The sequence below is a fragment of the Streptomyces sp. NPDC091280 genome, assembly GCF_044768565.1.
In the GTDB taxonomy this organism is placed as follows: domain Bacteria; phylum Actinomycetota; class Actinomycetes; order Streptomycetales; family Streptomycetaceae; genus Streptomyces.
On sequence record NZ_JBIVUZ010000001.1, the window covers coordinates 1196468 to 1219453 of the forward strand.

At 71.9% G+C, this 22986-nt stretch carries 21 protein-coding genes; 10 read left to right on the forward strand and 11 right to left on the reverse strand.

Features of this window, described 5'->3' with window-relative positions:
* Positions 1 to 47 precede the first annotated feature (47 nt).
* Complete coding sequence (locus tag ACIQPR_RS05530) at positions 48 to 485, reverse strand: MarR family winged helix-turn-helix transcriptional regulator (protein WP_403642257.1); 438 nt, start codon at positions 483 to 485, stop codon at positions 48 to 50.
* A 163-nt stretch (positions 486 to 648) separates the two neighbouring features.
* Between ACIQPR_RS05530 and ACIQPR_RS05535 the strand changes: the two genes are divergently transcribed.
* Complete coding sequence (locus ACIQPR_RS05535; protein WP_403642259.1) at positions 649 to 840, forward strand: ribbon-helix-helix protein, CopG family; 192 nt, start codon at positions 649 to 651, stop codon at positions 838 to 840.
* Here the strand turns inward: ACIQPR_RS05535 and ACIQPR_RS05540 are convergent.
* Positions 833 to 2227, reverse strand: coding sequence for an NCS2 family permease (locus ACIQPR_RS05540; RefSeq protein ID WP_403642262.1), 1395 nt, complete (start codon positions 2225 to 2227; stop codon positions 833 to 835). The genes ACIQPR_RS05535 and ACIQPR_RS05540 overlap by 8 nt on opposite strands.
* Before the next feature lie 133 nt (positions 2228 to 2360).
* On the opposite strand from ACIQPR_RS05540, the gene ACIQPR_RS05545 reads away from it, so the two are divergent.
* Positions 2361 to 2627, forward strand: coding sequence for a DUF2530 domain-containing protein (locus ACIQPR_RS05545; RefSeq protein WP_403642264.1), 267 nt, complete (start codon positions 2361 to 2363; stop codon positions 2625 to 2627).
* Positions 2628 to 2722: 95 nt separating this feature from the next.
* Positions 2723 to 5122 carry an HAD-IC family P-type ATPase gene (locus ACIQPR_RS05550; RefSeq protein ID WP_403642267.1) on the forward strand — a complete coding sequence of 800 codons (2400 nt, stop codon included), beginning with the start codon at positions 2723 to 2725 and terminating at the stop codon, positions 5120 to 5122.
* Positions 5123 to 5131: 9 nt separating this feature from the next.
* On the opposite strand, the gene ACIQPR_RS05555 is transcribed toward ACIQPR_RS05550, so the two are convergent.
* The 4 genes from ACIQPR_RS05555 to ACIQPR_RS05570 all read right to left on the reverse strand — a co-directional run bounded on the left by ACIQPR_RS05555 (position 5132) and on the right by ACIQPR_RS05570 (position 11155).
* Complete coding sequence (locus ACIQPR_RS05555; protein WP_403642269.1) at positions 5132 to 5911, reverse strand: calcium-binding protein; 780 nt, start codon at positions 5909 to 5911, stop codon at positions 5132 to 5134.
* 134 nt (positions 5912 to 6045) lie between these two features.
* Complete coding sequence (locus ACIQPR_RS05560) at positions 6046 to 9201, reverse strand: sacsin N-terminal ATP-binding-like domain-containing protein (protein WP_403642271.1); 3156 nt, start codon at positions 9199 to 9201, stop codon at positions 6046 to 6048.
* A 267-nt stretch (positions 9202 to 9468) separates the two neighbouring features.
* Positions 9469 to 10137, reverse strand: a complete 669-nt coding sequence (locus ACIQPR_RS05565; protein WP_403642949.1) for a Type 1 glutamine amidotransferase-like domain-containing protein — start codon at positions 10135 to 10137, stop codon at positions 9469 to 9471.
* A gap of 91 nt (positions 10138 to 10228) precedes the next feature.
* Positions 10229 to 11155, reverse strand: coding sequence for a DUF3027 domain-containing protein (locus ACIQPR_RS05570; RefSeq protein ID WP_403642273.1), 927 nt, complete (start codon positions 11153 to 11155; stop codon positions 10229 to 10231).
* A 400-nt stretch (positions 11156 to 11555) separates the two neighbouring features.
* Here ACIQPR_RS05570 and ACIQPR_RS05575 point away from each other — a divergent pair, with 400 nt between their 5' ends.
* The 4 genes from ACIQPR_RS05575 to ACIQPR_RS05590 all read left to right on the forward strand — a co-directional run bounded on the left by ACIQPR_RS05575 (position 11556) and on the right by ACIQPR_RS05590 (position 15060).
* The gene (locus ACIQPR_RS05575) at positions 11556 to 12980 is read left to right on the forward strand and encodes an MFS transporter (RefSeq protein WP_403642275.1); all 1425 of its coding nucleotides are present in this window, start codon (positions 11556 to 11558) and stop codon (positions 12978 to 12980) included.
* 118 nt (positions 12981 to 13098) lie between these two features.
* Positions 13099 to 13563, forward strand: coding sequence for a DUF2771 domain-containing protein (locus ACIQPR_RS05580; protein ID WP_403642278.1), 465 nt, complete (start codon positions 13099 to 13101; stop codon positions 13561 to 13563).
* Positions 13533 to 14219 carry a futalosine hydrolase gene (locus tag ACIQPR_RS05585; RefSeq protein ID WP_403642952.1) on the forward strand — a complete coding sequence of 229 codons (687 nt, stop codon included), beginning with the start codon at positions 13533 to 13535 and terminating at the stop codon, positions 14217 to 14219. Before ACIQPR_RS05580 ends, ACIQPR_RS05585 begins: the two co-directional genes overlap by 31 nt.
* Positions 14209 to 15060: a 1,4-dihydroxy-6-naphthoate synthase gene (locus ACIQPR_RS05590; protein ID WP_403642281.1), complete on the forward strand. Its 852-nt coding sequence runs from the start codon at positions 14209 to 14211 to the stop codon at positions 15058 to 15060. The genes ACIQPR_RS05585 and ACIQPR_RS05590 overlap by 11 nt, the downstream gene beginning before the upstream one ends.
* 76 nt (positions 15061 to 15136) lie before the next feature.
* Here ACIQPR_RS05590 and ACIQPR_RS05595 read toward each other — a convergent pair whose 3' ends face one another.
* Positions 15137 to 15520 carry a cold-shock protein gene (locus ACIQPR_RS05595; protein ID WP_355905913.1) on the reverse strand — a complete coding sequence of 128 codons (384 nt, stop codon included), beginning with the start codon at positions 15518 to 15520 and terminating at the stop codon, positions 15137 to 15139.
* Between the two features lie 138 nt (positions 15521 to 15658).
* Here ACIQPR_RS05595 and ACIQPR_RS05600 point away from each other — a divergent pair, with 138 nt between their 5' ends.
* A complete protein-coding gene (locus ACIQPR_RS05600; RefSeq protein WP_399115492.1) occupies positions 15659 to 15907 on the forward strand; it encodes a hypothetical protein in 249 nt (82 codons plus the stop codon).
* Here ACIQPR_RS05600 and ACIQPR_RS05605 read toward each other — a convergent pair.
* Positions 15886 to 16566 carry an HAD family hydrolase gene (locus ACIQPR_RS05605; RefSeq protein WP_403642285.1) on the reverse strand — a complete coding sequence of 227 codons (681 nt, stop codon included), beginning with the start codon at positions 16564 to 16566 and terminating at the stop codon, positions 15886 to 15888. The genes ACIQPR_RS05600 and ACIQPR_RS05605 overlap by 22 nt on opposite strands.
* Positions 16567 to 16624: 58 nt before the next feature.
* Positions 16625 to 17629, reverse strand: a complete 1005-nt coding sequence (locus ACIQPR_RS05610) for a hypothetical protein (RefSeq protein ID WP_403642288.1) — start codon at positions 17627 to 17629, stop codon at positions 16625 to 16627.
* Positions 17630 to 17759: 130 nt separating this feature from the next.
* On the opposite strand from ACIQPR_RS05610, the gene ACIQPR_RS05615 reads away from it, so the two are divergent.
* On the forward strand, positions 17760 to 20381 hold the full coding sequence (locus ACIQPR_RS05615; protein ID WP_403642291.1) for a helicase-associated domain-containing protein: 2622 nt from the start codon (positions 17760 to 17762) through the stop codon (positions 20379 to 20381).
* Here ACIQPR_RS05615 and ACIQPR_RS05620 read toward each other — a convergent pair.
* Positions 20299 to 20907 carry an NUDIX hydrolase gene (locus tag ACIQPR_RS05620; protein WP_403642294.1) on the reverse strand — a complete coding sequence of 203 codons (609 nt, stop codon included), beginning with the start codon at positions 20905 to 20907 and terminating at the stop codon, positions 20299 to 20301. The genes ACIQPR_RS05615 and ACIQPR_RS05620 overlap by 83 nt on opposite strands.
* Before the next feature lie 86 nt (positions 20908 to 20993).
* Here ACIQPR_RS05620 and ACIQPR_RS05625 point away from each other — a divergent pair, with 86 nt between their 5' ends.
* A complete protein-coding gene (locus tag ACIQPR_RS05625; RefSeq protein ID WP_403642296.1) occupies positions 20994 to 22637 on the forward strand; it encodes a DNA repair helicase XPB in 1644 nt (547 codons plus the stop codon).
* A 9-nt stretch (positions 22638 to 22646) separates the two neighbouring features.
* On the opposite strand, the gene ACIQPR_RS05630 is transcribed toward ACIQPR_RS05625, so the two are convergent.
* Entirely contained in the window at positions 22647 to 22829 is a 183-nt protein-coding gene (locus ACIQPR_RS05630; RefSeq protein WP_403642299.1) for a hypothetical protein, read from the reverse strand.
* Positions 22830 to 22986: the final 157 nt, after the last annotated feature.

Below are 22986 nucleotides of genomic sequence, written 5' to 3' on the forward strand. Positions count from 1 at the left end.
AGGTCGCCTCCTATGCAGCGCGTACGAACAGCGGGCGTGGGGCCCGCTCACAGATGTGCGAGTTTCTCCAGTACGGGGGCGGCGGCGACGATCTTCGCCCACTCGTCCTCGTCGAGGCCGTCGACCAGGCCGGCCAGGAACGCGTTGCGCTTGCGGCGGCTCTCTTCGAGCATGGCCTCCGCCTGGGGGGTCTTGGTGACGACCTTCTGGCGCCGGTCCTCGGGGTGCGGCTCCAGCTGCACCAGGCCCTTGGCTTCGAGCAGCGCGACGATGCGGGTCATCGAGGGCGGCTGCACATGCTCCTTGCGAGCGAGCTCGCCAGGGGTCGCGCTGCCGCAGTTGGACAGGGTGCCCAGCACCGACATCTCGGTGGGGCTCAGTGACTCGTCGACCCGCTGGTGCTTGAGTCGGCGGGACAACCGCATCACGGCTGATCGCAGGGAGTTCACGGCGGCAGCGTCGTCGCCATGGTTAAGGTCCGGCATGTTCTTTAGCGTAACTCATTACTCTCGCTAAAGACCAACTGGACACGGATACGACACGCCGAGATGCCCGTGACTCTGGCCACTGAACCCTTCCGTCACCCATATGGGTGATACCGGAGCGGAACGTGACACGGTGGCCGGGGCCGCCCCTGACCCTCGTTCCATGGGGACCAGCGTGCTCAGCCTGCGGATAGACGGGGAGCTGCTCGAACGGCTCCGACACCATGCGGCGAAAAGGGGAATGAGCGTCCAGGACTATGTGGTCCGGACGCTCGTTCGCGACGACTTCGACGAGCGGTTCCAGACCGCGGTCGAGGAGACAGAGAAGTTCTACGGGGTCAACGGGGTCACGTGAGACCCAGGGCCGGCATCAGGTAGTAGAAGCCGAAGACCGCCGCCACGACGTACATCGGCACCGGGACCTCCCGGCCCCGGCCCGCCACCAGGCGCAGCACCACGAAGGTGATGAAGCCCATGCCGATGCCGTTGGTGATCGAGTAGGTGAACGGCATCATCACCATCGTGACGAAGGCCGGGATCGCGATCGTGTGGTCGGCCCAGTCGATCTCCTTGACGGAGCCCGCCAGGATCAGGAAGCCCACCGCGAGCAGCGCGGGGGTGGCCGCCTGGGAGGGGACCATCGTGGCGACGGGCGTGAGGAACAGCGCCACGGCGAACAGGGCGCCCGTGACGACGTTCGCGAAGCCCGTGCGGGCGCCCTCGCCGACTCCGGCCGTGGACTCCACGAAGCAGGTGGTCGCGGACGAGGAGCTGGCGCCGCCGGCCGCGACGGCGATGCCGTCGACGAAGAGGACCTTGTTGATGCCGGGCATGTTGCCCTCGCCGTCGGTCAGCTTGGCCTCGTCGCTGATGCCCATGATCGTGCCCATCGCGTCGAAGAAGCACGACAGCAGGACCGTGAAGACGAACAGGACGCCGGTCAGCACGCCGACCTTGGAGAAGCCGCCGAACAGGCTGAACTGGCCGATCAGGCCGAAGTCGGGGGTGGCGACCGGGTTGCCGGGCCACTTGGGTGCCGTCAGGCCCCAGCTCGGGATCGTCGCGACCGCGTTCACGATCACCGCGAGGACGGTCATCGCGACGATGGAGATCAGGATCGCGCCGGAGACCTTGCGGACGATCAGCCCGAGGGTGAGCAGCACGCCCAGGACGAAGATCAGGACCGGCCAGCCGTTGAGGTGACCGTCCGCGCCGAGCTGGAGCGGGACGGTGGTCTGGGCGGCGTCCGGGATGCGGGTGATGAACCCGGAGTCCACGAGCCCGATCAGCATGATGAACAGGCCGATACCGATGGCGATCGCCTTGCGCAGGCCGTAGGGCACCGCGTTCATCACGCGCTCGCGCAGTCCGGTGGCGACCAGCAGCATCACGACGAGGCCGGCCAGGACGACCATGCCCATCGCGTCCGGCCACGACATGCGGGGCGCGAGCTGGAGGGCGACCACGGAGTTCACGCCGAGTCCGGCGGCCAGCGCGATCGGGACGTTGCCGATGACCCCCATGAGGAGGGTGGTGAAGGCGGCGGTGACGGCGGTGGCGGTGACCAGCTGGCCGTTGTCGAGGTGGTGGCCGTACATGTCCTTGGCGCTGCCGAGGATGATCGGGTTCAGCACGATGATGTACGCCATCGCGAAGAAGGTGGCGAACCCGCCCCGGATCTCGCGGGGGAGGGTGCTGCCCCGTTCGGAGATCTTGAAGTAGCGGTCGAGGGCGGTCTGCATTGGAGGTTCCTACGAGCAGAAGTGGACAGTGGGAAGCGGTTTCAGTATGAACATATGAAGACGTCAGGCGCTATCTCCGCGCGTAGACCACGCGCCCGTCCGGGCTCCCCGTGTCGCCTCGTAAGCTGTGGGCATGGCGAAGTGGACACCGACACACGAGGCACCGGAGCCCCTGGAGGGCCCGATCGTCCCGACCATCATCGGCGGCACGATCCTCTGGTTCGTCCTCTTCCTGGTACAGCTCCCCTTCTACGGCTGGTTCGACGACCACGGCCATCTGTGGTGGCTGTGGACCTGCCTGGCCGGGGCCGGGCTCGGACTGATCGGCATCTGGTACGTCCGGGGACGGGACGCGGCGATCAGGCGCGCGGCGGCACCGGAGGCGGAGTCCGCCGGATAGCCCGTACTACCCACGCACTACCCGGCTCCTCCCCTGGTCGGATCTTCCGGGCACTCGGCGGGTGAAGCCGTAAATCCGCACGTACCGTCGAATGCATGACGCACACCGACGCGGGCGCCGAACTCGACCCTGTGCACCCCGTGCCCGTTCCGGCACGGCGGGCCCATGGACTCAGCACCGCCGAGGTCGCCGACCGGGTGGCGCGCGGGGAGGTCAACGACGTCCCGGTGCGCAGCAGCCGCTCCCTCGGCGAGATCGTCCGCGCCAACGTCTTCACCCGGTTCAACGCGATCATCGGCGTGCTCTGGCTGATCATGCTGTTCGTGGCGCCGCTCCAGGACAGCCTGTTCGGGTACGTGATCATCGCCAACACCGGGATCGGGATCATCCAGGAGTGGCGGGCCAAGCAGACCCTCGACTCCCTCGCGGTGATCGGCGAGGCGAAGCCGACCGTACGGCGGGACGGGGCCGCCGTGGAGGTCAGCACCTCCGCGATCGTGCTCGGCGACCTCATCGAGATCGGGCCGGGCGACAAGGTCGTGGTCGACGGGGAGTGCGTCGAGGCGGACGGGCTGGAGATCGACGAGTCGCTGCTCACCGGCGAGGCCGACCCGGTCGTCAAACGGCCCGGGGACGCGGTGATGTCCGGGAGCTTCGTGGTCGCCGGCGGTGGCGCGTTCGAGGCGACGAAGGTGGGGCGCGAGGCCTACGCCGCCCAACTCGCCGAGGAGGCCTCGCGGTTCACGCTCGTCCACTCCGAGCTGCGCACCGGTATCTCCACGATCCTCAAGTACGTGACGTGGATGATGATCCCGACCGCGATCGGCCTGGTCATCAGCCAACTCGTCGTGAAGCAGCACGGGTTCAAGGACTCGATCGCCCGGACGGTCGGCGGGATCGTGCCCATGGTCCCGGAAGGGCTCGTCCTGCTCACCTCGGTGGCCTTCGCGATCGGCGTCATCCGGCTCGGCCGGAAACAGTGCCTCGTCCAGGAACTTCCGGCCATCGAGGGGCTCGCCCGCGTCGACACGGTCTGCCTCGACAAGACCGGCACGCTCACCGAGGGCGGCATGGACGTCACCGAACTGCGTCCGCTCGGCGGGGCGGACGAGGCGTACGTACGCAAAGTCCTCGGCGCGCTCGGCGAGTCGGACCCGCGGCCCAACGCGTCGCTCCAGGCGATCATCGCCGCCTACCCGGACAGCGAGGAGTGGCGGTGCGTGGAGTCGCTGCCGTTCTCCTCCGCGCGCAAGTACAGCGGGGCGTCCTTCAGCGAGGGCGACGGGGAGGCGAGCACCTGGCTGCTCGGGGCGCCGGACGTGCTGCTGGCCGAGGACGATCCCGCCCTGGCCGAGACGGGACGGCTCAACGAACAGGGTCTACGGGTGCTGCTGCTGGCCCGGGTCGCGGGCGAACTGGACGATCCCGAGGTGGCCCGCAGCGCCCGGCCGACCGCGCTGGTCGTCCTGGAGCAGCGGTTGCGGCCCGACGCGGCCAGGACGCTGCGCTACTTCGCCGAGCAGGACGTACGGGCCAAGGTCATCTCCGGGGACAACGCGGTGTCCGTCGGGGCGGTGGCCGGGAAGCTCGGGCTCACCGGGCAGGTCGTGGACGCGCGCCAACTCCCGGCCGAACAGGAGGAGATGGCGAAGTCTCTGGACGAGGGCACGGTGTTCGGGCGGGTCTCCCCGCAGCAGAAGCGGGACATGGTGGGGGCCTTGCAGTCGCGCGGGCACACGGTCGCGATGACCGGGGACGGCGTCAACGACGTGCTCGCCCTCAAGGACGCCGACATCGGGGTGTCGATGGGCTCGGGGTCCGAGGCGACCCGGGCGGTCGCGCAGATCGTGCTGCTCGACAACAGCTTCGCGACGCTGCCCTCGGTCGTCGCCGAGGGGCGACGGGTCATCGGGAACATCACCCGGGTGGCGACGCTGTTCCTCGTCAAGACCGTCTACTCGGTGCTGCTGGCGGTGCTGGTGGTCTGCTGGCGGGTGGAATACCCGTTCCTGCCACGGCACTTGACGCTGCTGTCGACCCTGACGATCGGTGTCCCCGCGTTCTTCCTGGCACTGGCGCCCAACACGGAGCGGGCACGGCCACACTTCGTGCGGCGGGTGATGCGGTACTCGATCCCGGGCGGGGTGATCGCCGCGGTGGCGACCTTCGTGACGTATCTGATCGCCCGTCACTACTACACCGGGAAGGGGTCGTTGGGGGCGGAGACCAGTGCGGCGACCCTGACGCTGTTCCTGATCTCGATGTGGGTGCTGGCGATCATCGCGCGGCCGTACACCTGGTGGCGGATCACCCTGGTGGCCTCGATGGGGGCCGCGTTCGTGGTGGTGCTGGTCGTGCCGTGGCTCCAGCACTTCTTCGCGCTGAAGCTGGTGGGCGTGACGATGCCGTGGGTCGCGGTGGGGATCGCGGCGGTGGCGGCGGTCGCCCTGGAGCTCGTGTGGAGACTGGTCGACCGCCGCGTACCGGATCAGTGACGCCGCTGCTTACTTCACGTCGACGAAGTCACCCGTGGCGTTGACCGCCGGGGTGGTCGAGGTGCCCGCGAAGCTGTAGCGGAAGTAGCCGTCGACGGTCGCCTTGACGGTGGTCTTCAGGGCGCCGGTGGTGCTGGTCTTGATGGTCTTGACCGTGGTGTAGGTGCTGGCGCTCTTCTTGCGGAACTGGAGCTTGACCGGCTGGGTCGCGTAGCCGGAGTACGTGCCGGCGTCCCAGTTCGCGCGGGAGAGCTTGCCGGTGACCGTGATGGTCTTGCCCTTCTTCACGGGCTCCGGGGTGGCGTCGACCGTGAGCTTGGACAGGCGCTGGACCTGGAAGGACTTCGCGTTGTCCTTCTGGACGTAGTCGTTGTCCTTGCCCGTGGCGATGGCCCAGACCTTCCAGCCGCCGGCCGCGAAGTTGAACACGTTGGTGCCCGGCTCCAGGTCGAAGGTCGACTTGCAGGTCGACGTCGTGGCGTTGACCGTGGTGCAGGTGGCGCGGTTGTTGCTGCTGTTGGCGACGGCGCCGGTGTCGGAGGAGTCGATGTCGGCACCGTGGTACAGGATGGCCTGCGCCCAGCCGACGCCCGAGGCGTCCTTCACCGTGAAGCTGACCGTGATGGTCTTCTTGGCGGTCGCGCCGACGACGACCGCCTTCCCGCCGTTCACCACGACCCCCGAGATCGTGGTGTCGCCCTGGACCTCGTCGGCCTGCGCGGCAGGCACGGCGAGGACGGACAGGGCCAGGGCGCCGGTGACGACGCCGAGGGTGGCACGCATGCGCATGGGTTCCCCAGTTACAGAAGTGATCGTGGGGCCAGTTGGCCCGGCAGAACAGACCTGTGACGGATGGGAATGGTTGTACGACTCGGGAAGGTTTTTCCGTCGAACCAATGGTTGTACGACTCGGCAAGGTTTTCTCAGTCGAACCAGCGGTCCCTGGCCAGTTCCTCGGTGCGTGACGGGTCCTCCAGGAGGGCGGCCACCTCGAAGCGGCGCGGCCACTGGCCCGCCGCCCAGGCGAGGGCGGCGGCGACGCCTTCCAGCGTCGAGGCGTGCAGCACCCCGTCCCGTGTCCGACGCCAGTCGATCTCGACGCCGTCGACGACGAGTTCCTCGTGCTCGACGTAGGTCGCGGGGGTGCGGGGGCCCAGCAGGACACGGACGGAGTCCGGCACGTCGTGCTCGGTGCCCTCGGAGTCCACCGAGCCCGTCACCGACTCGCTGAGCCGGCGGACCTGGAAGAGTTCGGCCAACTCGGCCGCCCGGGACGGGCGTACGGGCAGGAGCGGGATGCCGGCGGTGAACGGGAGCAGGTCGGGCGAGTCGACCACCATCGCGTCCGCCGCGTCCACGACCGTGACCTCGCCGTCGACCACGGCCCGTACGTCGTCGGGGAGGGTGACCTGTTCGGGGTCCAGGTCGGCCAACGCTCCGTAGAGGGCGTGCAGTTGGGCTCCGGTGACCTCGCGGTCCGGGTCGGCCAGGCGGTCCAGGAGTTCGGCGGCGCCGCCGGGTTCGTCGAGGAGGGCGGCCACCGAGGTGCGCACGCCCAGGGCGCGCAGCACCTGTTCGTCGTCGAAGCCGGTCGCGTCGGCCTCGTCGTAGAGGCCGCGCAGCAGCGGGTCGCCGCCGGACGCCAGGAGGCCGGCCGGGCGGCGGCCGTCGAGCACCGGGTGCCCCCGCAACCACCAGGCGGTGTAGGGCCGTACGGCCTCGTAGGAGCCGTCGGGGAGCAGGACGCGGACCTGCTGGGTGATCGCGTCGCGCAGGGGCGGCTGGGCGAGGAGGGCGAGGGCCTGGGGCCAGCGGTCGTCGTCCACCAGGTCCAGGTCGCGGACCGCCACCAGTTCCGTCGCGACGGGCGGTACGGGGGTGTCGGGGAAGCGGTCGAGGACGTCCTCGGACCACACGTCCACCGAGTCCAGCAGGCCGGGGTCGTCGGGTTCGGCGAAGTCGCTGTCGCGGGGCTCCAGTTCGTCCGGGTCGAGGACCACGTCGGTGGCCCGGACGAGGGCGAAGGTGGCGAGGACCCCGCAGGCGGCCAGCGGCTGTTCGCCCCAGCGTTCGGCCAACTCCGCGTCCACGAAGGCGAGTTCGTCCTCCCGCATCACTTCGGCGAACGGGCTGCCGGGCAGGACGAGTTCGCCCGCCGGCACGAGTTCGCCCTCCTCGTCGGGCAGGGCGAGCGCGCCGAGCCAGGGCTCGTCGCCGGGCGCCAGGTCCGCGTCCCGGACGAGGGCGAGGACCGTGTCGGCCAACTCCTCGGCGTCCAGGGACGGTTCGTCCCACACGGCGCCGCCCTCGTCGTCGAGGGAGGCGGCCACGGCGGCCCGGACCTGCGGGGTGGTGAGGACCGCGCGGGGCGTGGCGGGCAGCGCGCCGAGCTTCTCCAGCAGGGGGTGCGCGGCGTCCGGGTGGACGACCTTGAGGCCGAGCCGGGCCAGGACCTCGGGGGCGACCTGCGCGGAGTCCGGGGTGGGCAGGAGGACCTGCCGGGGTCCGATGGTCGTACGTGTTCCCGTGGCTCCGAACGCCTGGGGGGTGCCCCCGGCGAGCGGTACCGGCAGGCCGGACAGCCGGTCGGGGTCGACGCCCGCGAGGCTGTCGTAGAGCCGTCGCCACCAGGTGGGGTCCTTCTCCAGGCCCGCCAGGCGGTCGACGGCGTCGGCGAGCGGGAGCCGGGCGACGCCCAACGTCCGCAGTTCCACGCGGCGTTCGAGGCCGGCGGGCAGGAGCGTGGGGAGCACCTCGGCGAGGACGCGCACGGTGTCGGCGCCCGCGCCCTCGACGATCTCGGCGTCCCGGGGCCGTAGCGCCTCGGGCAACTCCGGGTCGTCGGTGGCGGGTTCGACGGCGGGCGGGAGGAAGGCGGTGCGCGGCAGCCGCTCCAGGACGGCCTGGCGCAGGGTGCCGTCCAGCTCGCCCTTGGCCAGCGGGCCGGGGACGAGATCGATGACGCCTGCGGTCACCGGGCGCCAGGCGGCGAGGAGTTCGACGTAGGCGTCCGCCGCGCGCTCCACCACGAAGTCGGTCAGCGGGCCGGGGGCCGCGTGGCGGCGGGTGGTGTCCAGCGGGAGCGACGCGATCAGCAGCGCGGGGACGCCGAGGGGTTCGTCGCTGGGCGTCGGCGCGTGCACGACGGGGCTGGTGCGGGGGCGGGCCGGGGTGCCGTCGGCGTCCACGGGGACGGCCCAGGTGACGGACCACTGGGGCCGCAGCCGCTCCTCGACCGGGCGGTCGGCGAGGAGTTCCTGGGCGAGTTCGCCGTGCGCGTCGATCGTCCGCCAACGGGTGGTTCCCTCGCGGCTGTCGTCCACGACGGTGTCGGCGCCGACCGTGCGGCGGGTCAGGCTGCGCGGGGCCTGGTCCCCCACCTCGATCACGACCTCCACCAGCCCCGGCAGAGCCAGCAGCAGGGCGTCGTCGACTGCGCCCAGGAGGCGTTCGGCGAGGTCCTCGGCGGCGGTGTCGCGCAGCGGGAGGATGACGACCGTGTCGTAGGAGTCGGGGGCGCTGCCCACGGCGGCGAACGGGAGCCGCAGGAGCGGGATGTGGCCGTCGCGGCGGCGGATCTCGGTGCCGAGGCCCGGGCTGTGCCGGGCGGTCTCCTCGGCCAGGTCGCGGGCCTCGGCGAGGGACCAGCGGACACCGCCGTGCCGTCCCACGAGGGCGGGTTCGTCGGTCACGGCGACGACGGCCGCGAACCCGACGCCGAAGCGTCCTACGGCGCTGTCGCCCGCGTCGCGTTTCGCGGAGGCGCGGAGGGTGGAGAGCGATTCGACACCGGCGGCGTCGAGGGGGGCGCCGGTGTTGGCGGCGCACAGGACGCCGTCGCGGAGGGTGAGCCGGAGGCGGCCGGCCACGCCGGCTCGGGCGGCGGCGTCGGCGGCGTTCTGCGCGAGCTCCACGACCAGGCGGTCGCGGTAGCCGCCGAGGACGAGGTCCTCCTCGGCGTTGGCGTCCTCCCGGAACCGCGCCGGGCTGGTCGCCCAGGCGTCGAGCACCCCGCGCCGCAGACGGGCGGTCCCGAACGGATCGGCACCCTCGGCGGCGGGCCGCACGAACTTGCTCACGTACGTTCACTCTCCTCATCGGCGTCGCGATGAAGGTACCGCGCGGACGTGGCTGCCGTGTTTTCGGCCGCGAGCGGTGGGGGTCGGGCGGGGCGGTGGGGGTGTCGGGGTCGTGGCGGTACGGCGAGCCCGCCGCGGTCGCGCCCCTCTGTCGGTTGTCGGGTGGACGGCGTGGGGACCAGCTAAGCGGCGGGCTCGCCGTACCGCCACGACCCGCTCCCGTCCGTCGTGCGGCTGCGGGTGCATGGTGCTTCTCGTGCTGCGTTGCTACGGGTGGAATCTCCAGCGGCCTTCGGAGACCACGTCTGTTTCGTCGCCCCTTACGCGGATGGCTGTGTCGTCGTCGATGAAGTAGAGCGGGAAGTCGGCGCGTTCGGTGATGCGGTCGGCCCAGGCGTCGTCCCGCTCGGGGAAGTCCGGTGAGTGGAGGTGGGGTTTGAGGTACCAGTCGAAGAGGGCGAACGGCGGCTGCACTGTGGTCGCGCCGAGGAGGTGGAGGTCGGCGGTGTCGCCGATGACGTCGGCGGAGTGCTCGGTGAGGTTGCGGCTGAAGATCATCGATCCGGCGCTGACGCCGACGTAGACCCGGCTCTCCAGTGCCTTCAGGAAGCCCTCGGCCAGGCCGTTGCCGGTGATGCTGCGGGCGAGGTGGTAGTGGTTGCCGCCCTCGACGTAGACGACGTCGGCGTGGAGCAGCCGGTCCAGCACCAGCTGCCTGGGCAGGCCGTTGAGCTCCAGGACGTCGAACTCCCGCCAGCCCAGGCCGTGCAGCCGGTTCATGTCGTCGACCAGCCAGGTGTGGTCGCCGGGTTCGGCGAGGGACGCCGTGGGGACGAACACGACGTTCGCCGCCCCGAACGGCTTGCCCAGCATGTCCCGGAGGGCTTCCCGCAGCGTCTCGTTGCGCAGGCCGCTCGCCGTGAGCAGAAGATTCAACTCGTTCAACTCGTTCAACTCGTTCAACTCGTTCATCGGGCGAGCCAAGCATGGGGGCTACCCGCGCGCTGCACGGGTAGGGCCCGGAGCGTTACGAATGCCCCAGCTCCGCCGTTTCCTCGTCCGCGCCCGCCGGGACCGAACCCGAGTCCGCCGGGGGGCGGAGCGGGAAGGGGTCGACTTTCGTCTCGTCGATCACCGGGGCCGGGGGCTGGGGCGGTTTGGGCATGACGGCTGCCTCCGAGTGGCCGCCGCAGCCGTAGGACAAGGACACCACGTGGCCGTCGGCCGGGGAGAACTCGTTGGCGCAGACGCCGAAGGCCTGGCCCAGGGAGCCGCCCACGGCGACCAGGAAGCCGCAGCTGACGCAGGCCGCGGGGGCCGCCTGGGCCATGGGGGTCTTGGAGCCGTAGCCGTCCTCCCAGCGGTCGGCGGCGACGTGCAGGCCGTAGCGGGAGAGGACCCGGGCGCGGCGGATGCCCAGTTCCTCCGCCACCGCGGCGATCGAGCCCCGGGAGGGGGCCGGCGGGAGGGCGGCGGGGGCGCCCGCCGTCACCTCCGCGTCCTCCGCCTCGGCCAGTTCCGCCATCTCCTCGGAGACCGCCGAGTTCGGCGGCGGCTCGTCCTCGCCGCTGTAGCCGGGCTCCAGGCGCAGATCCTCGGCGTCCGTGGGGAGAAGGTCGCCGGGGCCCATGTCGCCGGGGCGCAGGCGTTCGCTCCACGGGACCCACTCGGGGGCGAGGAGCGAGTCGGGGCCGGGCAGGAGGACGACCTCGTCCAGGGTGACGAGCTTCGCGCGGGACGCCCTCGCGACCGTCACCGCCCAGCGCCAGCCCCGGTAGCCGAACTCCTTGCACTCGAAGAAGTGCGTGACCACACGGTCGCCCTCGGATTCGAAGCCCGCGTGCTCGCCGACCACGCCGGGCGCGGCGGCCTCCTCGGCTGCGGCACGGGCGAGGTCGACGGCCTCGGCGCACAGGCGGTCGGGGGTGCGGCTTCGCGTGGTCGCTGCGCTCACAGGTATCGCTTCTCTCCTACGCCGTCTCACGGGTGCGCCTGTCGTGGCGAAGGGAGCGGACGGAGCGGCTGGAAGACATGTACCAAACCCTTGGGGGCACTGGTTGAGGGCCGCGTCGACGTCCGCGCCCGATCGCGCTCGGGCGCGCCTACACCATCCATTCTGCGGGATGGCCGAGAGGCGCGCGGCCGAGAACAATCGCCACGGCGCGCTACGCACGCTACCTGCTCCCGGGCCGTGCGCCCACACCGACGTTCTCCCGGGCGGTGCGCGGCGGCCGTCCGGAGACCTGTGGAAGGGCCGTCCGGAGACCTGTGCAACGGCACTGAATCCATCTCAGGAGGCCGCCATACGTGCGGTAACGGCACTACTCGCGCCATTCTCGGGGCACTATGACGGGGTGGCAGCCGCGAGGTCGCCCCAAGGTGCCACCGGTGTCGGTGGCGCCAAGGGGAACATCCGAGGTGGCGGTTCGGGCCGGGTCGGCGGTTCCGTCCGTGCGATGGGTCGTGCCCTGCACTTCCCCGTCACCGGTACCGCCCGGGGCATCCGCAAGGCGACCCACGCGCACGGCGCGGGCGAGTCGGGCCTCGGCCGGCTGATCGAGCTGCACGCGGTCAACGGCGCCGGCGACGTCATGATCACCGTCGCCCTCGCGTCGACCGTCTTCTTCTCCGTACCGACCGACGAGGCGCGGGGCCGGGTCGCCCTGTACCTCGCGATCACCATGGCGCCCTTCACGGTCCTGGCCCCGGTGATCGGGCCCCTCCTCGACAAGCTCCCGCACGGCCGCCGCGCGGCGATGGCCGCCGCGATGCTGGCCCGCGCCCTCCTCGCGCTGATCATCTCCGGCGCGGTCGCCAGCGGCAGCCTGGAGCTGTATCCGGCCGCCCTGGGTGCCCTGGTCGCCTCGAAGGCGTACGGCGTCGTCAGAAGCGCCGTGGTGCCCCGGCTGCTGCCGCCCCGCATCTCGCTGGTGAAGGCGAATTCGCGGGTCACCCTCGCCGGGCTCCTCGCCACCGGTGTGGCCGCCCCGATCGCGGGCGGGCTGCATGCCATCGGTGACCCCTGGCCGCTCTACGGCGCCTTCGTGATCTTCGTGGCGGGTACGGTCCTGTGCTTCTTCCTGGACCCCAAGGTCGACTCGGCCAAGGGCGAGGACACGGCGCTGCTCGCCGCCGACGAGAACCATCTGCACGGGCCGCATCCCAAGGAGGTCAAGCGTCCCGGGCTGCGCACGGTCGGCATCGCCGTCACGCACGCGCTCGGCGCCAACGCGGCGCTGCGCTGGCTGTCCGGCTTCCTGACCTTCTTCCTCGCGTTCCTGCTGCGCGAGCATCCGATGACCGGGCAGAGCGCGGCCGTGTCGCTGGGCATAGTCGCCGTCTCGGCGGGCGTCGGCAACGCGCTCGGTACGGCGGTCGGGTCCTGGCTGCGGCAGCGGGCACCGGAGATCATCATCGTGACGGTGGTCGCGCTGGTGCTCGGTGCGGCGATCACGGCCGCGATCTTCTTCGGCGCCGTGCTGGTGGCGTGCCTCGCGGCCACGGCCGGGTTCTGCCAGGCCCTGGCCAAGCTGTCGCTGGACGCCCTGATCCAGCGGGACGTGCCCGAGCTGGTGCGGACCTCGGCGTTCGCGCGCTCGGAGACGATGCTCCAGATGGCCTGGGTGCTGGGCGGCGCGATCGGCATCGTGATGCCCCTGAACGGCGCCCTCGGCCTCACCCTGGCCGCCGCGGTCATCGCCCTGGGCTGGCTGACCACCCTGCGCGGACTGCTCGCCTCGGCCCGGCACGGGAGCGGCGGACGCCCCCGGGTGGCCTGACCCGTGTCACCCCGGCCCGGCGGCGGACGCCCGCGAGTGGCCTAACCCGCGCCCCCCGGCCCGGCACGCCGCACCCCACGTGGGGGGAGGACTGGACGGGCCCGATAGCCTTCGCCCCATGACCATGCAATCCGCTGTGCGACGCCGCCGCGCCGTCGCCGCCGCCGGCGCCGTTTCCGCCGGACTGCTCGTCCTGTCGGCGTGCGACAAGCCGACGCCGATCTCGACGATCACCGTCGGGAGGAACTCGGTCCACACGGAGGCCACCTGCTACAACGACGGCGACGCGGTGAAGACCGCGGACCTGCCGAAGTGCCTCAAGGCCTCCACCTCGATCTCGGTCGACCCGGACGAGACGGTGCGCTTCGGTGTCGACCCGAAGATCGCCGACAACGGCTGGACGATCCTGATGAACGGTCAGCCGCTGACCGACTCCAGCAAGAAGACCTACCGGACCATCCCGGGCAGCGTGTTCTTCAACACCCAGTACGGCGCGACCGGCAACTCGACCGTCGTCTCCATCAAGGAGGGCGACAAGACGGTCAAGGGCATCTGGTCCTTCAAGTTCAAGAAGGACTCCTGACCACGTCGTCCCCCCGCGTCCTCGTCGCCACCGCCGTCCCGGCCGAACGGGACGCGGTGGCGCGGGCGTTGACCGGTGACCGGATCACCGTCACCGCCGTAGGGGTGGGTCCGGCCGCCGCTGCCGCCGGCACCGCGACCGCGCTCGCCCGCGTCCCCTACGACCTCGTCGTGTCGGCCGGGATCGGCGGCGGCTTCCAGCCCGAGGCGCCCGTCGCCTCCCTGGTGGTCGCCGACGAGATCACCGTCGCCGACCTGGGCGCCCAGACCCCCGAAGGGTTCCTCCCGGTCACCGAACTCGGCTTCGGCGCGGTCACCCACCGCCCGCCCGCCGCACTCGTACGAGCAATCGCGACCGCGAGCGGCGCCCGCCCCGGCACCGTACTGACCGTGTCCACGGTGACCGGTACGGCCGCCCGTGCCGCCGAACTCCGCGCCCGCCACCCCCGGGCCCTCGCGGAGGCGATGGAGGGCTTCGGCGTCGCCGAGGCCGCCGCCGTCCACGGCGTCCCCGTCCTGGAACTGCGCGCGGTCTCCAACCCCGTGGGCCCGCGCGACCGCGCCGCCTGGCGCATCGGCGACGCGCTCGCCGCCCTGACCGAGGGCTTCGGGAAGTGCGCGCCCGTACTGGAGAGTTGGAACCCGCATGACCACTGAGCAGCCGCTGCGCATCGCCTACTCCCCCTGCCCCAACGACACCTTCGTCTTCGACGCCCTCGCGCACGGCCGGGTGCCGGGCGCGCCCGCGCTGGACGTGACCTTCGCGGACATCGACATCACCAACGGCATGGCCGAGCGAGGCGAGCTGGACGTCCTGAAGGTGTCGTACGCCGTGCTGCCGTACGTCCTCGACACGTACGCGCTGCTGCCCTGCGGGGGCGCGCTGGGGCGGGGCTGCGGGCCGCTGGTCCTCACCCGGGACGCGGACACGGACCTCACCGGCCGTACGGTCGCGGTGCCGGGCGAGCGGTCGACGGCGTATCTGCTGTTCCGGCTCTGGGCGGCGGACACGGTCCCGGGCGGGGTGGGCGAGATCGTCGTCATGCCGTTCCACGAGATCATGCCGGCCGTGCGGGACGGGAAGGTCGACGCGGGGCTCGTCATCCACGAGGCCCGCTTCACCTATCAGAACTACGGGCTGCACAAGCTCGCGGACATGGGCGAGCACTGGGAGGCGACCACCGGTCTGCCGATCCCGCTGGGCGCGATCATCGCCAAACGGTCCCTGGGCGCCGAGCGGTTGACCCTGCTCGCCGACTCCATCCGCACGTCCGTGCGCGCCGCCTGGGACGACCCGGAGGCCTCCCGCCCGTACGTCATGGCCCACGCCCAGGAGATGGACCCGTCCGTCGCCGACCAGCACATCGGCCTCTACGTCAACGAGTTCACCGCCGACCTCGGCGTGGACGGACTTGCCGCGATCCGGGGGCTGTTGACGCGTGCGGCGGCCGAGGGGCTGGTGCCGCCCCTCGGACCGGATTCGCTCGAATTCCCGTAGCCGGAAGGGGCGGTGGGATGCGGTGCGGAGTCGTGCGGTGCGATGTCGTGCGGTGCGCCGTCGTGCGGTGTCGCGGCTATACGTCCAACTGGTCGGCGACCGCGCGCAGCAGGCCCGCGATCTTGCCGCCGGAGGCCTTGTCGGGGTAGCGGCCCTTCTCCAGCATCGGGGTGATGTTTTCGAGAAGGGTCGTCAAATCCTGGACGATGGAGGCCAGTTCGTCCGGCTTCTTGCGCTGCGCCGCCGCGACCGAGGGGGTCGGGTCGAGCAGCGTGACCGAAAGTGCCTGGTCACCGCGCTGACCGGCGACGACCCCGAACTCCACGCGCTGTCCGGGCTTCAGCACGTCAACTCCGGCGGGCAGTACCGAGGAATGGACGAAGACGTCGCCGCCGTCGTCGCGGGAGAGAAAGCCGAAGCCCTTCTCGCTGTTGAACCACTTGACCTTGCCGGTGGGCACGTCTGTCCTCGTCCTCGTACTCGTCGGAAAACTGCTCGGAAAACACTGGGGAACTGCCGGTACCAAGGCTAATGGTCTTCAGGCCGGTGACAAGACGTCGCCGGACTGTTCCTGTGCGCAGGGAACTACCCTGGTCGAGTGCGTGACAAAACCCAAACGAATTCCGCCGTGGCCGGTGACCGACTGATCCGTGCCGGTGCCATCGTCTTCTTCGTCGGTGCGGTGGCCACACTCGTCACCGTGGTACCGCTGCTGCTCCATACGACGCCTTTTCCGACATACATGTACCTCTTGAGCATGCTCATGGGCGTCGGATTCCTGCTCGCCGCCGCCGGAGTACTGCGGTCCGTGGCCGCCGGCCGCCGTCAGGCGCGTGTCACGAGGTAGTCCGAAAGCCATCGCGGGAACTCGGTGAGAGCGCCGAGCACGACATCCGCACCGGCCGTCCGCAACTCCTCCTCGTCGCACGGCCCGGTCGCCACCGCGACCGACAGGGCACCGGCGGCCCGCGCGCCGCGCACGTCCCCGACGTGGTCGCCGACGTAGACGCTCGCGCCCTCCTCGCGCAGCGCCTCCGCCTTCTGTTCGGCCCACAGGTCGCCGATCACCGCGTCGGCGTCGATGCCGAGGTGCGCGAGGTGCAGCTTGGCGTTGGGCTCGTACTTCGCGGTGACGACGACCGCCCGCCCACCGGCCGCCCGCACGGCCGCCATCGCCTCGCGGGCACCGGGCATCGCGGGGGTCGCGGCGACGGCGATCGACGGGTACATCTCGCGGTACAGGTCGGACATGGCGGGCACCCGGTCCGCCGGGAACCAGTTGATCAGCTCGTCGGCGAGCGGTGGGCCGAGCCGGGTGACCGCCAGATCGGCGTCGATGTACGTGCCCGTCCGCTCCGCCAGTGCCAGGTAGCAGGCGTGGATACCGGGCCGGGAGTCGATGAGGGTCATGTCGAGGTCGAAACCGACCGTCGGGGCGGGCGGAGTGGGCGGAGTGTGCGGAGTGGGCGAAGCCTGCGGGGCGGGGTGCTGAGCGCGCGAGGTCATATGGGCCATTGTGCCCAGGGCCCAGGCCACAGGTTCCAGGGACCAGGGCCCGCGACCGTCACCGTCGTCGCTGTGAGCGCCACACCAGGAACAGCGCCGACGCGACGGCCGCGCCCCGCACCACCCACGGCCAGGTCTGGGAGATCGCGTCGTTCATGTGGCCCTGGGCGACGGGGGTGCCCCAGCGGCCGTCGTTGCGGCCCCAGAGCCAGACGATCCCGGCCACGACGGCCGCCGTAGGCATCCCGATCACCGCCCACTTCGTCTCCGCGTCGGTCAGCCGCCGCGAGGCGTACGCGATGAGCCAACCCAGCAGCAGCGCGAACCAGTTGCCGAGCACCGCGCCGACGACGAGGAGTGCGGCGGCGATCAGGAGGAGCGGGTTGGACCAGCCTCCGGTGGGCAGGCGGGGGACCACTCGGCGGCGGCGGGCGGGGGCTTCGGGCGCCTGCTCGACGGCCGGTGCGGCCACCGGCTCCTCCGGCGTCTCCTTGGGAACCTCTTTGGAAGTCTCCTTGGGCGGCGGGGGCTTGAGGAGTTCGGGGATCTCCACGCCACCGGTGAAACCGGGCACGCTGTCGCCGAGCGCGAACCCGTTGCCGTTGCCGTCGCCGCCGCTCTCCACCCGCCACCAGTCGGGCCGCAGCACGCTGTCCCCGAGTTCGGCCGCGCTCGCGAGGTGCGGCGGGGCGGCGCCGCTGTCGGGTTCCGGCGCGGGCGCGGCCTTGGCGGGCCGCGGACGCGGTACGACCCGGCGCAGGCCCTTGGGCCGCAGGTCGTCCTCGTGGTCGCGCTGCACGGGGACGGACGCGGACGGCGCGAGGGGGACACCGGCGCCGGTACCGGCCGCGGCGACGACCTCGTCCGGGGTGCCGAGGGCCTTCAGGATGCGCTGGACGGCGGCGGGGGTGTCGGCGGCGGCTCCGGCACGGCGCCGGTCGATCTCGTTGCGCAGCTCCGACACCAGCCGCATCCGGGCGACCGAGGGCAGCTGGCGTTGCTGCGCCACGTCGCCGACGCGGCTCAGATACTCGTAGACGACCTGGTCGCTCTCGATACCCACGAAGTCCCCTCCGGGGCGGGTGCGTTGGATACCCCGTGGTGACAGACGTTACCGCCAGCGGGCCCGGTGCCGGGAACCTCACGTCGTCCGCGCTCCCCCACCGTCGCACCCACCCGCTACCGTGGGTCGGATGAGCACTCCGGCCACACCGCCCCGTTCGCTCGCGGAGGCACTCCGAACCAGGGACGACGCCTCCCTGGCCGCGCTGCTGCGCAGCCGCCCCGACCTCATCACGCCCGTGCCGACCGACCTCACCCAGCTCGCGACCAGGGCCGGCACGCGCGCTTCGGTGGTGCGGGCGCTGGAGCGGCTGGACCGTTTCACGTTGCAGGCGGCGCAGGCGCTGGCCGTGGCGGCGGACCCGGCGTCGTACGACGAGTTGCTGGGGCTGATGGCGGGCGACGCGCGCGATCCGGCGGTGGTGAACGCGCTGCCGCGCGCCGTCGCGGTACTGCGCGAGCAGGCGCTGGTGTGGGGTGCGGAGGACCGGCTGCGGCTGGTGCGGACGGCCCGTGAGCTGCTGGCGCCCGCGCCGCAGCATCCGTCGCCGACCGGCCTGGGTCCTACGGTCGCGGAGGCCACGGCGGGGATGTCGCCGGGCCGGATCCAGGAGATCGTGACGGCGGCGGGGCTGCCGTCCACCCATGACCCGGTGTCGGCGGTGGCCGCGCTCACCAAGCTGTTCACGGCCCGGCGGCGGATGAAGGCGCTGCTGGCCGGTGCCCCCGGAGACTCCGTGGAGGTGTTGAACCGGCTGGTGTGGGGGCCGCCGTACGGGCAGGTGACGGCCGAGCCGGCGGCCCGGCTGCGCTGGCTGATCGACCGGGGGCTGCTGCTGCCGACGGCGCCCGGCACGGTCGTACTGCCGCGTGAGGTGGCCCTGCATCTGCGGGCCGGGCGGGCGCACCGGGAGACGGAGCCGGTGGCGCCTCCGGTCGAGGCGAGGGCGACGCACCGGCCGCGGGTGGTGGACGCGGCGGCGGCCGGGCAGGCGTACACGGCGCTGGCGACGGTCGAGGAGCTGCTGAAGGACTGGGACGAGGGCGGGCCGAGCGTGCTGCGGGCCGGTGGCCTCAGCATCCGCGATCTGAAGCGGACCGCCGTCGCGCTGGACCTGGCGGAGCCGGTCGCCGCGTTCTGGGTCGAACTCGCTTACGCGGCGGGCCTGTTGGCGTCCGACGGCGAGGCCGACGAACGGTATGCGGCGACCCCGGCCTACGACGAGTGGCTGGAGCGGCCCGCCGCGCGGCGCTGGACGCACCTGGCCGAGACCTGGCTGACGGCGACCCGCACGTCCGGGCTGGTGGGCGGCCGGGACGCGAAGGAGCGCACGCTGTCGGCGCTGGGCCCCGGCCTGGACCGTTCGGCCGCCCCGGAGGTACGGCACCGGGTGCTGGGCCTGCTCGCCGCCCTGCCCGAGGGCGCCTCGCCGTCCGCCGAGTCGGTGCTGGCGCGGCTGCGCTGGGAGCGGCCGGTGCGGGGGACGGGCGGTGCGGCGCCGCAGTCCGACGAGGACCTGCGCAGCCGGCTGGCCCGGTGGACGCTGGAGGAGGCGGAACTGCTCGGGGTGACGGGCCGCGGAGCCCTGTCGGGACAGGGTCGCGCGCTGCTGGGCGCCCGGGGCGCGACGACTGCCGCCAGCCCTGTGGCCCCCGCCGACCCCGCGTCCTCCGCCAACCCTCTGGCCCCCGCCTACCCTGCGGCCCCTGTCGGCCCCGCCGAGCCCACGCCTCCGGCCGGACCCGGTGACAAGCTTCCCGTCCACCACCACCGGCCGCCCGCTCCCCCCGAACCGCTCTCCCCCGCCGAGCAGGCCGCGGCGAGCGCCACCGCCGCCCGGCTGCTCGCCCCGCTCCTCCCCGAGCCGCTGGACCACGTGCTGCTCCAGGCGGACCTGACGGCGGTGGCCCCCGGCCCCTTGCAACGCCCGCTCGCCGATGTGCTGGACGTGCTCGCCGACGTGGAGTCGAAGGGCGGGGCGACGGTCTACCGCTTCACCCCGGGTTCGGTGCGCCGCGCCCTGGACGCGGGCCGCTCCGCCTCCGACCTGCACGCCTTCCTCACCGCGCACTCCCGTACGCCGGTCCCGCAGCCCCTCGCCTATCTGATCGACGACGTGGCCCGCAGACACGGCCATCTGCGGATCGGCGCGGCCTCGGCGTACGTGCGGTGCGACGACGACACGGTGCTCAGCGAGATCCTCGCGGACAAACGCTCGGCGGGCCTGCGGCTGCGGCGCCTCGCGCCGACCGTGCTCGCCGCGCAGGCCGATCCGGCGACCCTCCTCGACGGTCTGCGCGCGCTGGGCTTCGCCCCGGCCGCCGAGTCCGCGGACGGCGATGTCGTCATCACCCGCGCCCACGCCCACCGCACCCCGCCGCGCACGGCTCCGGAGCCGGTACCGGACGGCCCGCCCACCCCGGACACGACCCTCCTCTCGGCGGCGATCCGCGCGATCAGGGCGGGCGACCGCGCCTCGACCACCCCGCTGAAACCGTCGACGACCCCGGCCCCGGCCGGTGAACTCCCCCGCACCGGCCCCGCCGAGACCCTCGCCACCATGCAGGCCGCCGTCCTCACCGGCACCACCCTCTGGATCGGCTACGTCAACGCCGAGGGCTCCGCCAGCCAGCGCGTCATCGCCCCCATCCGCGTCGAGGGCGGCTTCGTCACGGCCTACGACCACACGGCGGACGAGGTCCGGACGTATCCGCTGCACCGGGTGACGGGGGTCGCGGAGCTGGCGGAATAGGCCCGCCTCGGTCCGGACGGCGGCCCAGGTCGTGGTCGGGGCGGCGGTCCAGGTAGCGGTCCAGCGCCTCGACCGAGTCCGCCACGAACGTCGGACGCCCGGCCCTCGCCCGCAGCTCGTCCTCCGTGACCCACGCGTACCAGGAGATCTCGTCCGGGTCGGGCGTGATGTCCCCACCGACGACCGCTTCGTGGACACCCATCCAGTACGGGCTGATCGCGCCCCGGCACAGGTACTTGAAGACGAACCGGACCGGTGCCACCACCCCGAGTTCCTCGGTGAGTTCACGGGCCGCCGCCTCCTCGTAGGACTCCCCGACCTCCGCGGCACCACCCACCAGGAAGTTGTACTGCCCCGGGAACCGGGACATGCCCGCCGCCCGCCGGTGCACCAGGATCCGGCCCTCCCCGTCCCGGCAGACGGTCGTCGCGACCCGGTGCAGCCAGTGCCGCGCGATGGCCTCGCCCCGGTCCGCGGTCCCGACGACCCGGTCCTGTTCGTCCACCCGGTCCACCAGTTCTCCCATGGCCCCCACCCTCGCAGAGCCGACCGTGATCACCGGCCGGTAGTGCACACTGGACGTTTGGCCGTGCGGAAGGGATGTGTACGTACGTGAATGGCCCCCTCATCGTCCAGTCCGACAAGACCCTCCTCCTTGAGGTCGATCACGAGCGCGCCGACGACTGTCGGCGGGCCATCGCGCCGTTCGCCGAGTTGGAGCGGGCGCCCGAGCACATCCACACCTATCGGGTGACACCGCTCGGGCTGTGGAACGCGCGGGCCGCCGGGCACGACGCCGAGCAGGTCGTGGACGCGCTCGTCGAGTACAGCCGGTACCCCGTGCCGCACGCGCTGCTGGTCGACATCGCCGAGACGATGGACCGTTACGGGCGGCTGACGCTCAGCAAGCATCCGGCGCACGGGCTCGTGCTGACCACCACCGACCGGCCGGTGCTGGAGGAGATCCTGCGCTCGAAGCGGATCGCCCCGCTGGTCGGCAGCCGGCTCGACCCCGACACCGTGGCCGTGCATCCTTCCGAGCGCGGCCAGATCAAGCAGGTGCTGCTGAAGCTGGGCTGGCCGGCCGAGGACCTCGCCGGGTACGTCGACGGCGAGGCGCACCCGATCGAGCTGGACGAGCAGGGGTGGGCGCTGCGGCCGTACCAGAAGCAGGCCGTGGAGAACTTCTGGCACGGTGGCAGCGGTGTCGTCGTGCTGCCCTGCGGGGCGGGGAAGACCCTGGTCGGCGCGGGGGCCATGGCGCAGGCCAAGTCGACGACGCTCATCCTCGTCACCAACACCGTCTCCGCCCGGCAGTGGAAGCACGAGCTGATCAAGCGGACCTCCCTGACCGAGGACGAGATCGGCGAGTACAGCGGGACCCGGAAGGAGATCCGGCCGGTCACCATCGCCACGTACCAGGTGCTGACGACCAGGCGGAAGGGGATCTACCCGCACCTGGAACTCTTCGACTCCCGCGACTGGGGCCTCATCCTCTACGACGAGGTGCATCTGCTGCCCGCGCCCGTCTTCAAGTTCACCGCGGATCTGCAAGCCCGGCGGCGGCTGGGGCTGACGGCGACCCTCGTGCGGGAGGACGGCCGGGAGTCGGACGTGTTCTCGCTCATCGGGCCGAAGCGGTTCGACGCGCCGTGGAAGGAGATCGAGGCGCAGGGCTACATCGCGCCCGCCGACTGCGTGGAGGTGCGCGTCAACCTCACGGACTCCGAGCGGCTGGCGTACGCCACCGCCGAGGCGGAGGAGAAGTACCGCTTCTGTGCGACGACCGCGACGAAGCGGAAGGTCACGGAGGCGATCGTGCGCCGGTTCGCCGGTCAGCAGATCCTCGTCATCGGGCAGTACATCGATCAACTCGACGAGCTGGGCGAGCACTTGAACGCGCCGGTGATCAAGGGCGAGACGTCCAACGCGCAGCGCGAGAAGCTGTTCGGCGCCTTCCGTGAGGGCGAGATCAGCGTGCTGGTCGTCTCCAAGGTCGCCAACTTCTCCATCGACCTGCCGGAGGCGACCGTGGCAATCCAGGTCTCGGGTACGTTCGGCTCGCGCCAGGAGGAGGCCCAGCGGCTCGGGCGGGTGCTGCGGCCGAAGGCCGACGGGCATCAGGCCCACTTCTACTCGGTCGTCGCCCGGGACACGATCGACCAGGACTTCGCCGCGCACCGCCAGCGCTTCCTGGCGGAACAGGGCTACGCGTACCGGATCATGGACGCGGACGAGCTGCTCGCGGAGAGCTGAGGGCCCGGGTCACTTACGGCGTATGCCCGCTTCCTCGCCGTACTCGCCGAGGACGACCACGCTGAACGCGGCGCCCGCGAAGACTTTTATGGCGCGGAGGGCATTGCCCAGTCGATGGGGGCGGGTGCCGCCGGTGGCCGGTGTGGCGCCGGTCGGGCGGACGGGGGCGGGGTGGATGGTTGCTGCGCTCATGCCTCCATGGTGCGTCTTGGGACATAAGGGCGGCATCGGCCCAGAGGTCCAATTTCCGGTCCGCCCGTGTCCACCCCCGGGCGGACCCGTTCCCCTCCTGGGTGGAGGGGGCGTCCCCTAGGGGACGGAAAACCATTCGCCTCCGCCGCCGCCCCTG

Bases quoted from the DNA above. Each gene is read 5' to 3' on its own strand.
- ACIQPR_RS05580 (WP_403642278.1), top strand. From the start codon at position 13,099: ATGACCATGCAATCCGCTGTGCGACGCCGCCGCGCCGTCGCCGCCGCC.
- ACIQPR_RS05620 (WP_403642294.1), bottom strand. From the start codon at position 20,907: ATGGGAGAACTGGTGGACCGGGTGGACGAACAGGACCGGGTCGTCGGG.
- ACIQPR_RS05545 (WP_403642264.1), top strand. From the start codon at position 2,361: ATGGCGAAGTGGACACCGACACACGAGGCACCGGAGCCCCTGGAGGGC.
- ACIQPR_RS05555 (WP_403642269.1), bottom strand. From the start codon at position 5,911: ATGCGCATGCGTGCCACCCTCGGCGTCGTCACCGGCGCCCTGGCCCTG.
- ACIQPR_RS05605 (WP_403642285.1), bottom strand. From the start codon at position 16,566: ATGACCTCGCGCGCTCAGCACCCCGCCCCGCAGGCTTCGCCCACTCCG.
- ACIQPR_RS05540 (WP_403642262.1), bottom strand. From the start codon at position 2,227: ATGCAGACCGCCCTCGACCGCTACTTCAAGATCTCCGAACGGGGCAGC.
- ACIQPR_RS05590 (WP_403642281.1), top strand. From the start codon at position 14,209: ATGACCACTGAGCAGCCGCTGCGCATCGCCTACTCCCCCTGCCCCAAC.
- ACIQPR_RS05550 (WP_403642267.1), top strand. From the start codon at position 2,723: ATGACGCACACCGACGCGGGCGCCGAACTCGACCCTGTGCACCCCGTG.
- ACIQPR_RS05530 (WP_403642257.1), bottom strand. From the start codon at position 485: ATGCCGGACCTTAACCATGGCGACGACGCTGCCGCCGTGAACTCCCTG.
- ACIQPR_RS05615 (WP_403642291.1), top strand. From the start codon at position 17,760: ATGAGCACTCCGGCCACACCGCCCCGTTCGCTCGCGGAGGCACTCCGA.
- ACIQPR_RS05630 (WP_403642299.1), bottom strand. From the start codon at position 22,829: ATGAGCGCAGCAACCATCCACCCCGCCCCCGTCCGCCCGACCGGCGCC.
- ACIQPR_RS05535 (WP_403642259.1), top strand. From the start codon at position 649: ATGGGGACCAGCGTGCTCAGCCTGCGGATAGACGGGGAGCTGCTCGAA.